Source organism: Flavobacterium aquidurense (assembly GCF_002217195.1).
GTDB classification, from domain to species: domain Bacteria; phylum Bacteroidota; class Bacteroidia; order Flavobacteriales; family Flavobacteriaceae; genus Flavobacterium; species Flavobacterium frigidimaris.
Genome location: NZ_MUGR01000040.1, coordinates 72569 through 86753 on the forward strand (window position 1 = coordinate 72569; position 14185 = coordinate 86753).

At 34.5% G+C, this 14185-nt stretch carries 11 protein-coding genes; 4 read left to right on the top strand and 7 right to left on the bottom strand.

Translation table 11 applies throughout. The features are described from left to right. Positions 1–2: 2 nt before the first annotated feature. A complete protein-coding gene (folK, locus tag B0A67_RS19885; RefSeq protein ID WP_072961238.1) occupies positions 3–1136 on the bottom strand; it encodes a 2-amino-4-hydroxy-6-hydroxymethyldihydropteridine diphosphokinase in 1134 nt (377 codons plus the stop codon). A gap of 269 nt (positions 1137–1405) precedes the next feature. Here folK and sppA point away from each other — a divergent pair, with 269 nt between their 5' ends. The 3 genes from sppA (at position 1406) to B0A67_RS19900 (ending at position 6929) form a co-directional block, all read left to right on the top strand. Then, entirely contained in the window at positions 1406–3163 is a 1758-nt protein-coding gene (gene sppA / locus B0A67_RS19890; RefSeq protein WP_072961241.1) for a signal peptide peptidase SppA, read from the top strand. A gap of 13 nt (positions 3164–3176) precedes the next feature. Beyond that, positions 3177–4124, top strand: coding sequence for an alpha/beta hydrolase (locus B0A67_RS19895; protein ID WP_072961244.1), 948 nt, complete (start codon positions 3177–3179; stop codon positions 4122–4124). Positions 4125–4301: 177 nt separating this feature from the next. Continuing rightward, complete coding sequence (locus B0A67_RS19900) at positions 4302–6929, top strand: AsmA family protein (protein WP_072961247.1); 2628 nt, start codon at positions 4302–4304, stop codon at positions 6927–6929. Positions 6930–6990: 61 nt separating this feature from the next. Here the strand turns inward: B0A67_RS19900 and B0A67_RS19905 are convergent, their stop codons facing one another. Together B0A67_RS19905 and B0A67_RS19910 are read right to left on the bottom strand one after the other, a co-directional pair. Further along, positions 6991–8070, bottom strand: a complete 1080-nt coding sequence (locus B0A67_RS19905) for a glycosyltransferase family 9 protein (RefSeq protein WP_072961250.1) — start codon at positions 8068–8070, stop codon at positions 6991–6993. A 258-nt stretch (positions 8071–8328) separates the two neighbouring features. Next, complete coding sequence (locus B0A67_RS19910) at positions 8329–9123, bottom strand: DUF2797 domain-containing protein (RefSeq protein ID WP_072961253.1); 795 nt, start codon at positions 9121–9123, stop codon at positions 8329–8331. A 260-nt stretch (positions 9124–9383) separates the two neighbouring features. Between B0A67_RS19910 and B0A67_RS19915 the strand changes: the two genes are divergently transcribed. Beyond that, positions 9384–10907, top strand: a complete 1524-nt coding sequence (locus B0A67_RS19915) for a GH3 auxin-responsive promoter family protein (RefSeq protein WP_072961256.1) — start codon at positions 9384–9386, stop codon at positions 10905–10907. 337 nt (positions 10908–11244) lie between these two features. Here the strand turns inward: B0A67_RS19915 and serB are convergent, their stop codons facing one another. The 4 genes from serB to B0A67_RS19935 form a co-directional block, all read right to left on the bottom strand. Beyond that, positions 11245–12474 (bottom strand): phosphoserine phosphatase SerB, encoded by a 1230-nt coding sequence (gene serB, locus B0A67_RS19920; RefSeq protein ID WP_072961259.1) that lies wholly within the window; start codon positions 12472–12474, stop codon positions 11245–11247. Between the two features lie 225 nt (positions 12475–12699). Beyond that, entirely contained in the window at positions 12700–13140 is a 441-nt protein-coding gene (locus B0A67_RS19925; protein ID WP_072961261.1) for a VOC family protein, read from the bottom strand. Between the two features lie 147 nt (positions 13141–13287). Then, entirely contained in the window at positions 13288–13731 is a 444-nt protein-coding gene (locus tag B0A67_RS19930) for an SRPBCC family protein (RefSeq protein ID WP_072961266.1), read from the bottom strand. 2 nt (positions 13732–13733) lie between these two features. After that, positions 13734–14141 (bottom strand): VOC family protein, encoded by a 408-nt coding sequence (locus B0A67_RS19935; RefSeq protein ID WP_072961268.1) that lies wholly within the window; start codon positions 14139–14141, stop codon positions 13734–13736. Positions 14142–14185 lie beyond the last annotated feature (44 nt).

Consider the following 14185-nt stretch of genomic DNA (forward strand, 5'->3'; position numbering starts at 1 on the left):
CATTAGCCCAGCTTTTTCTGAACTTCATTTAAAATAAAAAGATAATCTCCATGTTTTTTTACAAAATCACGATCTGAGACATCGATTATCAAAACATTCAGGTCTTTTTGGGATTTTATATATTCGAGGTAGCCATTATTGATTTTATCCAAATACTCCGCTTCAATATTTTGCTCATAATTACGTCCGCGTTTCTTGATATTCTGAAGCAAACGCTCTGAATTCTGGTACAAATAAACGTATAAATCAGGCTTTGGCATTTCTTTATAAATAATATCGAATAAGTTTCGATACAAACGGTATTCGTCTTCTGCCAGTGTAATTTTAGCAAAAATCAAGGATTTAAAAATATGGTAATCGGCTACAATAAAATCCTTAAACAAATCAAATTGTGCGAGATCATCTGATAATTGCTGATAACGATCTGCAAGAAAAGACATTTCTAACGGAAAAGCATATCGATTTTGATCTTTATAAAACTTGGGTAAAAAAGGATTGTCAGCAAAACGCTCTAATACCATTTTTGCATTAAAATCTTCAGCAATCTTTTGCACCAAAGTAGTTTTCCCTGCTCCAATATTCCCTTCAAAAGCAATATAATTAAAGTTTTCCAAGACAATTTCACCTAAAGGATTCTTTAAATCCTGAACCACTGTGTAAACACTATCGTCTGGCGAAATCGCAAGCAATTCTGAAATAGATTTATGAAAAACAGGATGTTTCCAGTCCAATTTTAAATCCTGCAGAGGCAGCAAAACAAAATTTCTGTTTTGCATTAAAGGATGCGGAATTTTCAATTTTTCAGAATCAATAATTTCATCATCAAAAACAATCAAATCAATATCGATAATTCGGGCCTGATAACGTTCCTGATTCGAACGGATCCTGCCTAAATGTTTTTCGACTTTTAAAACCTGATTTAGTATTTTTTGTGCTGATGAAGTAGTATGTAAAAGGAGAGCACAGTTATAAAAAGCATCGCTTTCAAAACCCCAGGCGGGAGTTTCGTATAGTTTTGAAACCCTGATTACAGTTCCTACTTCCTGATGTATCAAATCGATACAACTTTCGATGTTTGCTAACCTGTTTCCCTGATTACTCCCTATAGATAAAACGACTTGATGCTGTGACTTCATAATAAATGCAAATTAACTAAAACTATTTTAGAATTACCCATATTATTTAAATCAAGAATTAGAAGTTTCGAACTGTTTCTGATTTTTTATTTCTTATAACTTCCTAAAAAATTGCTGATATGATACAAAATATCCTATCTTTAATTGAGATAGTTAAAAATGTAAAAAGTACAACTATTTGATCAAATCGTATATTCGAAATAATTTGTTTTTAGAGTACATTTGTAACAAACCAGCCTTCTTCGCTACTTATTAAAAAAAATACACTTATGAAGTTTTTAGGAAATGTAATTGCCACAGTTGTTGGTATTTTTGTATTTATTATGTTCTTCTTTTTTGGAATAATTCTCATTGGAGCTATTTTTGGAGGAGACAGTGCTGTTTCAGTCAAAAGCGATTCTGTTATAGAATTAAATTTAAAACAAATTCAAAATGATTATGCCGGAAAATACAAGGATCCCTGGGTAACTGTTTTTTCAGATAAAAAAGGTATCGGTTTAACGGATGTGATCAATGCGATCGAAGCTGCAAAAACAGATGATAACATTAAGGGGATTTCGATTCTAAATGATGAATCGTCTTTGGGACTTGCACAATATAAAGATCTGAGAAACGCACTGGAAAGTTTCAAAAAATCTGGCAAATTTGTCTGGGCCTATGCCAATACTTATTCTCAAAAAGAATATTACTTAAACTCTGTTGCCAATACGGTTTATATCAATCCGGCAGGTGATTTAGATTTTAAAGGACTTTCGTCTGAAGTAATGTTCTTTAAAGATTTCCAGGATAAATCAGGCATTCACATGGAAGTGATTCGTCACGGAAAATATAAAAGTGCTGTTGAACCCTTTTTAGAAAATAAAATGAGTGATGCCAACAGGGAACAAGTAACAGCTCTTTTGAACTCACTCTGGACGACGGTATCTACTGATATTGCCAAAAGCAGAAATATTCCTCTTGATAAATTAAATGAAATCGCCAACGGCTTATTGGCCCGAACTCCGGAAATGGCAAAAGCACAGCATTTAGTAGATATTATCGCCTACGAAGATGTGTATCACAATGCGATCAAAAAAGCATTGAAAGTTACCGGAGATGATGATTACAACAAGATTTCAATTTCAGATTATACCCAAAATAATATTACAACGGCTTTGACCAACTCAGCGACTGATCAAATTGCAATTATTTACGCTCAGGGCGAAATACAAAGCGGCGAAGGAGATGTTACTGTAATTGGAGAAGGATCTATGCGCCGCTCTCTGCAGGAAGCCCGCAAAAATGAAGATGTAAAAGCAATTGTACTTAGAATCGACAGTCCGGGCGGAAGTGCTCTGACATCTGACTTGATCTGGAGAGAAATCGAAATTACCAAAAAAGTAAAACCAGTTGTAGTTTCTATGGGTAATTATGCAGCTTCAGGCGGTTATTATATTGCGTGCAATGCCAATACAATTTTTGCTGAAAGCAATACCATTACAGGTTCTATTGGCGTTTTTGGAATCTTGCCTAATTTTAGTCCGTTAGCGAATAAATTAGGAATTAATACTGAACAGGTAAAAACACACGAAAACTCTGCGAATTACAGTCCGTTTGTGCCTGTTGACGAAAAGTTTAAAGCTTTTACACTTGAAGGAGTTGAACATATTTACAACACTTTTGTAACACATGTAGCAGAAGGCAGAAAAATGACTTTTGCTCAGGTAGATGCAATCGCACAAGGACGCGTCTGGTCAGGAACTGAAGCTCTGAAAATTGGTCTGGTTGATAAAATCGGAGGACTTAATGATGCTATTGCAGAGGCAGCAAGAATTGCTAAAGTAAAAACATACAGCACGCAAAATTATCCGGAATACGAAAAAACATTCAACGATATCCTTTCCGGTCTGCCTTTTGCACAATCGAAAGAAGCTTTTATAAGAGAAGAAATTGGCGAAGAGAATTATATGCTTATCGAACAGGTAAAAAGACTTCAAAAACAAAAAGGAGTTCAGGCGATGCTTCCTTTCGGATTAAATATTAAATAATTCCATTTCAACAATGAAAAAAATATTTGCTCTTGCTGCTCTTTTATTTTTGGGTTTTGTAAATGCTCAGAACAAAAACGAAATCACATTTAAGGAATCTCCTTTGATTTTGAAAATTAATATCGATCAGCTTTTTGGTACATTAACTACTCCTGATTTAAAAACAAAATATCCGGTAGCATTGATCATTTCAGGTTCCGGACCAACGGATCGAAACGGAAACAATCCGATGATGAAAAACAATTCACTGAAAATGCTGGCTGAAGCTCTGGCAAAAAACGGAATTGCATCATTACGATACGACAAAAGAGGTATTGGCGAAAGTAAAGCGGCCGCGGCGAATGAACAAACTTTAGTATTCGAAAATTATACTGAAGATGCCAAAAGCTGGATTAATCTATTAAAACAGGACAAGCGTTTTTCTGAAGTAATTGTTATTGGTCATAGTGAAGGTTCTTTAATAGGAATGATTGCGGGCGCAAAAGCAAACAAATTCATCTCTATTGCCGGTCCGGGAGAATCAGCTGATAAACTGATCAAAGCACAAATCGCTTCTAAATCGAATAAACAAATCGAGGAAATGACTTTTCCAATTATCGACAGTTTAAAAAGCGGGCACTATGCGCAAAAAGTTGACCCAATGCTTAATTCTCTCTTTAGACCAAGCATTCAACCGTACTTAATTTCCTGGTTTAAATACGATCCTCAGACAGAAATTAAAAAACTAACTGTTCCGATTTTGATTTTACAAGGAAACAAAGATTTACAAGTAACGGTAAAAGACGCGGAACTTTTATCCCAGGCCAATAAAAATGCGGAACTTTTGATCGTCGACAATATGAATCATGTCATGAAAACAATCACAGTTGACAATCAGGCGAATATGGAAAGCTATAACAATGAGAGTTTGCCTCTCTCAGAAATCATGACAAATAAGATTATTTCTTTCATTAAAAAATAATGAAAATCATAAAATCATTAAAAATCCGTTTGAATCTATATTCAGACGGATTTTTTACTTTTAACAAATTAAAGTTTATTCTTATATTTTATAAAAACTTTATTAACGAACTCCATCAAAAAAAACTATTTTTACACGGTTCAATTAGCCATTTTAAACACTCAAATATTTATTTATATGTTAAAGAAAATTTTAAAAATTACAGCCATTATTCTTGTGGTGATTGTAGCCGCACTATTCGCCATTCCGTATTTCTTTAAAGATCAAATAAAAGCAAAAATTGCAGATGCTATCAATGAAAGTGTTGATGCTAAAGTGAGTTTTGCAGATGCCGATTTAAGTTTATTCAAAAACTTCCCAAATGCAACAGTGGGAATCAATAAACTGGTAATTATCAACAAAGCTCCTTTTGAAGGCGATACCCTGGTTTCGTTAGGCGAATTGAATTTGAAAATGAGCATCAAAGAACTTTTCAAAGGAAAAGAGGAACCGTTAAACATTCAGGGAATAAGCTCTGCCAATGGTTTGGTCAATATTATTTTTAATAAAGATGGTGTTGGCAATTTTGATATTGCATTAAAAAACAAAAAAGAGACAACAAAAGATGAGGCAAGTAAACCGCTGTCTTTAAAAATTCAGAACTATAAAATCGAGAATTTCACTTTTAGATATATCGATCAGGGATCTAAAATAAAAATGGTTATTGACAGTTTAAACCATGAAGGAACCGGAGACTTTACCAATTCAAAATTAGATCTGAATACTAAATCTACTGCTAAGGTTTCTTTGGATATGGATAAAATCAATTACATGAAAAATGTGAAACTGACTTTAGACGCTGTTTTAGGAATAGATTTAGAACAAAGCAAATATACGTTTAAAGAAAACAAGGCTTTAATCAACCAATTGCCTTTAGAATTTGACGGATTTATTCAGATGACGGATGCCGGTCAGAATTATGACTTAAAATTTAAAACACCTACTTCATCATTTACCAATTTCTTAGGCTTAATCCCTTCGGCTTATGCTTCAAGCTTAGACGGTGTAAAAACTACGGGAGACTTTACCGTTGTTGGTTTTGCTAAAGGACAATTAACAGAGACAACAGTTCCAAAATTCAATATTGCAATTGCATCGAACAATGCTTCTTTTCAATATCCTAATTTACCAAAATCAGTTCAGAATATTGTAATCGATACGAAAATCATCAATGAAACAGGAATCTTAAATGATACTTACGTTAATTTAGACAAACTATCTTTTAGAATTGATCAGGATGTTTTTAACGCCAAAGCAAATATTAAAAACATAACCGTCAATCCGTTTGTAAATGCTGCTTTAAAAGGAACCATTAATCTGGCTAATCTTTCAAAAGCGTATCCTATTAAACTGGACAAACCTCTTGCCGGAATTCTAAAAGCCGATGTAACGACACAATTTGATATGGCATCTGTAGAAAAAAGCCAATATCAAAATATTAAAAATGCGGGAACGATGAGCTTGTCAGGATTTAAATATACGGATGAAAACAACAAGTCGATGAATATCAGCACGGCTTTGGTTGAATTTAACCCAAGTACCATCAACCTGAAAAAATTTGATGCTACTACCGGAAAAAGTGACTTAAGTATCAATGGGGTTTTAGAAAATTTCTATGGTTTTATGTTTAAGAAACAAGAACTAAGAGGAAACTTTAACATGAGTTCAAACCAATTGGCAGTAGATGATTTTATGACAGCCGGAGAACCAGCCAAAACAGGAACTGCAACCGGAAAAGAAGGAGAAACAAAAGCGACACCTGCAAAACAGGCTGAAGCAATGAAGATTCCTGCTTTTTTAAATTGTACTATAAATGCAAAAGCAAATACGGTTTTATATGACAATTTGAAACTAACAGCTGTTTCCGGGAAATTGATCGTAAAGGATGAAAAAGCAACTTTAGAGAACTTTAAAACGTCTATTTTTGGAGGAACAATTGGTCTTACAGGCACCGTTTCTACAAAAGCGAAAGTGCCTACTTTTGACATGAATTTAGGATTCAATCAGGTGGATATTGCACAAACTTTTACGCAATTGGACATGATGAAAAAAATTGCGCCAATTGCAGGGATCATCAATGGAAAGCTGAACTCTACAATAAAATTAAATGGTAATCTTGATGCTGACGAATTAACTCCGGATTTGAAATCGATTTCCGGGGACTTGATAGGACAGTTACTTTCTACAACTGTAAATCCTAAAAATTCGACTGTATTGAATGCCTTAACGTCAAACATCAAGTTCATTGATATGAACAAAGTGAATTTGAACGATATCAAAGCTGCCTTAACTTTTGAAAACGGAAAAGTAAATGTAAAACCATTTGACATCAAATATCAGGATATCAAAATTACAGTGGGCGGAACTCATGGTTTTGACCAAACGATGAATTACAATTTAAAATTAGATGTTCCTGCAAAATATTTAGGAAGTGAAGCGAATGCCTTTATTGCAAAAATGTCTCCGGCAGATGCTGCAAAACTGCAAAACATTCCTATAAATGCAATGATTACAGGTAATTTTTCTAACCCGAAGGTTTCTACAGATATGAAAACTGCTGTCACGAGTTTAACGACTCAATTGGTAAATCAGCAGAAAGAGAAGCTAACTCAAAAAGGGACTTCGGCGCTTACTGATCTGATCAATAAGAATACGAAAGCAAAAGACACCACACAAGCTGCAAAAACAGAAAAAGAACAGAAAACACAGGAAGCTACAAAAAAAGCCAGTGACCTGATTAATGGTTTGTTCAAAAAGAAGAACTAGAATAAAAAGAAAGGCGCCTACTATTCAGTAAGCGCCTTTTTCTTTCGTTTGTGTTTTATAATTAAATAGCATCTGAATAGATACTTAATTTTCCGTTATTTAAAATTGAATTTATTGTTTTCAGATAATCTTTTCTGGTGTACAAATTAACATCTACACCAATACTGCAATTGTCATAAGGTTCGTATTTTTTGATGTTCGAAACAGAAAACAATCCTATTGTTGGGGTCTGTACCGCACTTGCTAAATGCATTATTCCACTATCAGCTCCTATGAATAAATCAGTGTTGGCAATTACTGCTCCTATTTCACGAATGTCTTTACTATAAAATGTAGGTGCCTTAAAAGCAATTTGCGAAACGTTTTCTACAGGCAGGATTTCGATAATATTGTAATTTGAATATTCTCTTTTGAGTTGTGTATAAAAACTTTCCCACCAATCTTCTGACAAACATTTTTCTCCTGTTGCATAGGTAAATATACAGATGGTCTTTTTGTCATTATGAATCAAATCATTTAAGATTTTCTTTCCGTCCGCAATCTCAGAAGAGGATAATTTGAGATTTAAAGGAGCAATTATTTTATTGCTTTTTGGGAATCGGAGTTTGGTCAAATAGTATCGGAAGTTGTAAACAGGGTACTTTGCAATATGATCGTAATCATTTTTCACATGTTGGGATTCTTCGCTTGAATCTCCAAAAAATTTGTATTTAGCATTAGAAAACTGGACTGCTAAACGTCCTGAAGAAGAGTTTTGATCTACGTTGATCGCGACATCATACTTTTGTCGTTTTATCGAAATCCAGACATTCAGATATTTCAATAAACTTTTGAAGGGCTTTTTGGGGAGGTCAATTATTTTATCAATATTATCATAATTCTCAAAAATGATGGGAGCTAATGTTCCCTTAACAAACAAATCGACTTTACAATTTGGAAATATTTCCGTGACTTCCTGAACGAGAGGCGTAATCAATAATAAGTTTCCTAATCGTCCGTTTGGCCTGCAGATCAAAATTCTTTTTATATCATTTTTATCTACTAAAATGATATCTTCTTGTGAACTTGCTTTTCCAATATTCTTAGTGAGATTACGCATTAAACTGCGCCTAAAAACATTTATTTTTTTTAAAAGCCCCATCTTATTAAATCGTTTATTGATTAGTAAATCTTCATTTTAAATTAAAAAAAAATCAAAGTTTCAACTAGTTCAAAACTAGCCTCTTTTTTTTTCTAAAATTAAATTCTTTCAATAAGCAATTATTACAAAATTGTAACCAAATGTATCAACATTCACATCTTCAACTACTTAAAGGAGACTTAAAAATACAAAAACTATTTTATAAACAAAAGAATATTAGACAGTTAGGCAATAACAACAGATGAATGCCCCATAAACCTAGACGTTAATTGTGACAACATACCCTTCTGAACTCCTAACATTAAAAACGGTACCGTCTTCAAAAATTAAATACTGGCCTTTGATTCCTGTTAATTTTCCATTGAAGGATGGAGTCTTATCAAGATTTAAACTTGCTACTTTTGCCGGATAATTCAGAACCGGATAATTCAATTCATACAAATCATTTTTTTGCGAATAGAAATATTCTTTGGCCTCATCCGGAATCAGGCTTTCTACTTTTACTTTCTCCGCAATCAGATCAAAACTGCCACTTGTCTTCTGGAGCATCTTTCTCCAATTGGTTTTATCTGTATAATGATCTTTTAGAGCTACCTCAGTAATTCCGGCTAAATATCTGTTAGGAACCTCAACAATAGCAATTGCCTGTGTCGCGCCCTGATCGATCCAACGCGTCGGAACCTGGGTTTTACGCGTCACACCAACCTTTACTTCACTAGCCAAAGCCAGATATACAACATGCGGCTGCAATTGCACTTTTTGCTCATATTCAAGATCACGGTCTGCAATTCCTAAATGAGCAGTACTCAATTCCGGTCTCATGATCCAGTCACCAACAGCCGGACTGGAGTAAAAACAATCATAACAAAATCCCTGGCGGAATATTTTTTTCTTTTTATGACAATTCAGACATTCGTAACCTGCAAAATTAATTTCAATCTCTTTATTCAAAAGCTGATTCATATTTAAAAAACTATCTTCGAAAACCAAATAATATTGAATTGGGTTTCCTAATTCAGTTTGCATTTTTGTAAGTACGCCTTGATATGTCATAAGAATTGTAGATTGTAGATTTCAGATATTAGATCTGCACCGGATTGTGAACTTTTATTTATTAAAAATTCCAATTATCAATTGGAATCTTTACTTTTATAGAACTGTTTTTTACAAAAAAACACTATTTTTGATACAACGGCAAAGTTAGTATTTGTCGATCGATATTCAAATTTTATATTTTTGATTTTCGCGTCAAGAGAAAAACTAAAATATAAAACCTCCCGATAATTATCGGGACTAAAATCTAAAATTGACTCATGCCCTTATCAATTATCAATTCGTTTGCCTCCTGGGTCCTGAAACAAAGGATACACCAAATAGAACTTTTTCTAAAATATCCCAACGAGGTTCAGGAAGAACTCTTGCATAATTTATTGACGGCTTCGGAAAACACGATTGTTGGAAAAAAATATGATTTTGAATCGATTACATCGTATGCTACTTTTGCAGAAAGGGTGCCTATTGCAACTTATGAGGAATTGCAGCCTCTGATCGAACGTACACGTCAGGGTGAACAGGGTGTTTTTTGGGAAACTCCCATAAAATGGTTTGCCAAATCGAGCGGCACTACAAATGCCAAAAGCAAATTTATTCCGGTAAGCAACGAAGCTTTAGAGGATTGCCACTATAAAGGAAGTAAAGATTTACTTTGTTTGTATTTGAACAATAATGAAGATTCTGAATTGTTCTTAGGAAAAAGTCTTCGCTTGGGCGGAAGTTCTCAGATCTACGAAAACAACAATACTTTCTTTGGAGATCTTTCAGCTATCCTGATTGAGAACATGCCTATCTGGGCCGAATTTAGCAGCACGCCAAGCAACAAAACTTCATTGATGAGTGAATGGGAAGCTAAGATTGCTGCTATTATAAATGAAACCAAAAATGAAAACGTAACCAGTTTTGCAGGAGTTCCTTCCTGGATGTTGGTTTTAATGAATAAGGTTTTAGAAAATACAGGAAAACAAAGTTTATTAGAACTCTGGCCTAATCTGGAAGTTTATTTTCATGGAGGCGTAAGCTTCTCTCCTTATAAAGAACAATACAAGAAAATTTTACCAAGTAAAGATTTCAAATATTACGAAATATACAATGCTTCCGAAGGCTTCTTTGCCATTCAGGATTTGAATAATTCCAGCGATTTATTACTAATGCTGGATTATGGCATTTTCTACGAATTTATATCAATGGATACTTTTGGAACTCCTGATCAAAAAGTAGTTCGTCTGGCTGATGTTGAACTCAATAAAAACTACGCGATTGTTATTACAACCAATTCGGGTTTATGGCGTTATTTGATTGGCGATACGGTTCGTTTTACTTCTTTAAATCCGTACAGAATTAGAGTTACAGGAAGAACCAAACATCATATTAACGTTTTTGGTGAAGAATTAATGGTCGAAAATACCGATCAGGCCATTGCCAAAGCATGCCAAATTACCCAAACCGAGGTGATCGATTATACGGTTGCTCCTATTTTTATGCAGGATAAAGAAAAAGGCGCGCACGAATGGATGATCGAGTTCAAGAAAAAACCGGCTGATGTTGGCCTTTTCCAAAAAGTGCTGGATGAAACTTTACAAACTTTAAATTCTGATTACGAAGCCAAACGCCATAATAATATGACACTGAATCCTCTGGTGATTAATGTGGCTCGTGAAAATTTGTTTTATGATTGGTTGAAAGAACGTGATAAACTAGGCGGACAACATAAAATTCCGAGACTTTCGAATCAAAGGGATTATCTGGAGCAGTTGAAGGAAATGTGCATACTTAAACACTAATTTCACGAATTTTCACCAATTATGTCGCTGACGCGAGCCCCTTACTGGCGCGAGCGCAATGTCATTAAGTTAAGCACTTTTGATCTAATTAATGGTTAATTCTTTTTCGCGCAAAGACGCAAAAGCGCAAAGGTTTTACGCGTAAACTTGGCGGCTTGGCGACTTTGCGTGAGATTTATTCGGTACAGTATTGCGGCTGTTTTTCTTAACTATACGGGTACGAGCGAGACACTCGCACTAGCATAATATGTAATTCTATTTGTCTTAATAAAAATAAAAATCCTTTTGGCCCGTCGCGATAGCTATCGGGAGGCACAAAAGACTTGACATTCGTTTACTACATCATATCAATATATCGGTCGTGATAACCCAATAAGTATAAAACGCCGTCAAGTCCAAGACTTGAAATTGAAGTTGATGCACTTTCTTTTACTTTTGGTTTCGCGTGAAAAGCAATTCCTAATCCAGCTAGGTTTAGCATTGGTAAATCATTGGCTCCGTCTCCTACTGCAATGGTTTGATTGATGTGGATTCCTTCTTTTTCGGCGATGGCTTTTAGGTATTCGGCTTTCTTTTGTCCGTCTACGATTTCACCTAAATATTTACCGGTTAATTTACCATCTTTTATTTCTAACTGATTGGCATGAACATAATCGATACCCAGTTCTTTTTGCAAGTATTCTCCAAAATAAGTGAATCCTCCGGACAAAATTGCGGTTTTATAGCCGTAATATTTCAGGGCTTTCATCAAACGATGCGCACCTTTTGTAATAGGTAAATTGATGGCAACATTTTGCAAAACATCTTCGCTTAAACCTTCCAACAAAGCCATACGTTGTTTGAAACTTTCGTTGAAATCTATTTCACCATTCATTGCAGATTCTGTAATCGCACGAACCTGATCTCCTACTCCATTTAGTTCTGCAAGTTCGTCGATAACTTCAGTTTGAATTAAAGTTGAATCCATATCGAAACACACCAAACGACGGTTTCGTCTGTAAATATTATCTTCCTGAAACGAAATATCAACGTTTAAAGTTCTTGAAATCTCCATGAAACTTGCAGTCATGATGATCTTGTTTACAATTTCGCCTGTAACGGATAATTGAATGCAAGAACGCGGATATTCTTCTTTTTCGACAATAGAAGTCCTGCCTGTTAATCGAATGATAGAATCGATATTCAGGTTTTGATCTGACATTATTTTGGTTACTGCCGCCAATTGTGAAGCTGCCAGTTTTTCGCCCAAAATATTGATGATATAACGTTGTTTTGATTGTGATTTTACCCACGTTTCGTAATCTTCTACAGAAATTGGAATAAATTTTACCTTAACTCCTAATTCATACGCTTTAAACAACAAGTCCTTTAAAACTGGTCCTGAACTTGAACCTGCTTCGATCTCGAACAAAATCCCCAGAGAAAGTGTATCATGAATATCAGCCTGACCGATATCCAGAATATTGGCGTCGTATGTTGCCAATACGGCTGTTAAACCTGCTGTTACTCCTATTTTATCATGTCCTGAGACTTTTAATAAAATAATCTCTTTACCTTCTATTGCCATTTTTATGTATTGATTTTAAGAAGCGACAAAAATCGGCAATCTAATTTTGATAAAAAAGTATATTGTTTGTTTTTTTGAAAAGAAAAAGCACATAAGAATGTGCTTTATTGAGTAATTTAACAATAATACTTTACTATCGAAATAACGTAACAAGTTAGGTTATTTTTTCCGCCACGAATTCACGAATTAAGCATTAAAATTCGTTAATTCGTGGCGACAAAAAAATTATTTTTGATTTTCATCAAAGTTCACCATCCAGCTTACGCCGAATTTATCTTTGAACATTCCGAAATAAGCTCCCCAAAAGGTTTTGTTCATTGCCATATAAATCGTTCCACCGGCTGAAAGTCCGTTGAAGATCCTATCTGCTTCTTCTGTAGTTTCAACATTTATTGATACTGAAAAATTTCCGCCAAAAGCTACGTCTCCAGATTGATCGTTGCTATCGCTTCCCATCAAAATAGTATTTCCAATTGGCAATGAAACATGCATTACTCTATTGGCGTCTTTCTCTGATATTTCGGCACAACCGCCATCTTCTCCTGCAGGCATGTCTTTGAATTTTCCGATATACGGAAATTCGCCTCCAAAAACTGATTTGTAAAACAGAAATGCTTCTTCGCAATTTCCGTTAAATATTAAATAAGGGTTTACTGATGTTGCCATGATTACTTATTGTTTGTTGTTTTTTTGTTTGTTGTTTGTTGCAATCTTCTCTTTTTTTATTCCCTTTCTTCTATCCTCTTTCCCCTATACTCTTTCCCCTATACTCTTTCTTCTATACTCTTTCTTCTATACTCTTTCTTCTATACTCTATTCTCTTTCCTCCGATAATTCTTTTACAACCTCTAATCCTTTTGGAAAAACCTCTTTATAATAATCGATATACTTTTCGACTGTATCAATCTGAGCGACTAAATCTATAAATTCGTCATCCGGAGTCAGTCGATAGGTTTCCATTGCCCCGCTCCACTTTTTTGTTTCTTCGGTAATAGGCAACTCTTTAAAGTCTTTTATTTCACCTAAATGTTTAAAAGCCATATATTCATTTAGAATTTTAGTTTCAATAATACTATACATTCCTTCTCCATTGGGAGACATGAAATGCACTTTATCACCTTGATTCCAATCCGTTATGGTATATGATCCTTCACAAAAAACTCCTGTCCATTTTTTATAAGTTTCATCGTTCCATAAAACCGACCAGACTTTTTCGGCCGGAGCTTTGATTCTGATTTTAAATTCTAACGTTTCCATGATTATGATAATTTAGTAAAATCCATAAATAAAACATTCCAGCGATGACCGTCTAAATCTGCAAAACCAAAGCCATACATCCAGCCCTGACTTTCTGTTGGAGGTGAAAAAACAGTTCCGCCGGCTTCTTCTACTTTTTTTGCCAATTCATCAACTTCTGCAACACTTTCTGCATCAATCGAAATTAAAACTTCTGAACTTGACTGCGTATCTGTCAGTTTGTTTTGAGAGAAACTGGCAAATAACGATTCCTCAAAAAGCATCACAACAAAATGTGATTCACCCACGACCATACATGTCGAGCTGGGTGTATCATGCTGCTCATTAAAAGAAAAACCTATTTTCCAGAAAAAATCTTTTGCTTTTGCCACATCCTTGACTGGCAAATTCAGCCATATTTGTTTTGTCATAGTTTTTTTTTTTTTTTTATTTTAAACCATATAAGTTATATAAG

Coding starts and splice junctions, on each gene's coding strand:
- B0A67_RS19895 (WP_072961244.1), top strand. CDS start 3,177: ATGAAAAAAATATTTGCTCTTGCTGCTCTTTTATTTTTGGGTTTTGTA.
- B0A67_RS19905 (WP_072961250.1), bottom strand. CDS start 8,070: ATGGGGCTTTTAAAAAAAATAAATGTTTTTAGGCGCAGTTTAATGCGT.
- B0A67_RS19930 (WP_072961266.1), bottom strand. CDS start 13,731: ATGGAAACGTTAGAATTTAAAATCAGAATCAAAGCTCCGGCCGAAAAA.
- B0A67_RS19925 (WP_072961261.1), bottom strand. CDS start 13,140: ATGGCAACATCAGTAAACCCTTATTTAATATTTAACGGAAATTGCGAA.
- folK (WP_072961238.1), bottom strand. CDS start 1,136: ATGAAGTCACAGCATCAAGTCGTTTTATCTATAGGGAGTAATCAGGGA.
- B0A67_RS19900 (WP_072961247.1), top strand. CDS start 4,302: ATGTTAAAGAAAATTTTAAAAATTACAGCCATTATTCTTGTGGTGATT.
- B0A67_RS19910 (WP_072961253.1), bottom strand. CDS start 9,123: ATGACATATCAAGGCGTACTTACAAAAATGCAAACTGAATTAGGAAAC.
- serB (WP_072961259.1), bottom strand. CDS start 12,474: ATGGCAATAGAAGGTAAAGAGATTATTTTATTAAAAGTCTCAGGACAT.
- B0A67_RS19915 (WP_072961256.1), top strand. CDS start 9,384: ATGCCCTTATCAATTATCAATTCGTTTGCCTCCTGGGTCCTGAAACAA.
- sppA (WP_072961241.1), top strand. CDS start 1,406: ATGAAGTTTTTAGGAAATGTAATTGCCACAGTTGTTGGTATTTTTGTA.
- B0A67_RS19935 (WP_072961268.1), bottom strand. CDS start 14,141: ATGACAAAACAAATATGGCTGAATTTGCCAGTCAAGGATGTGGCAAAA.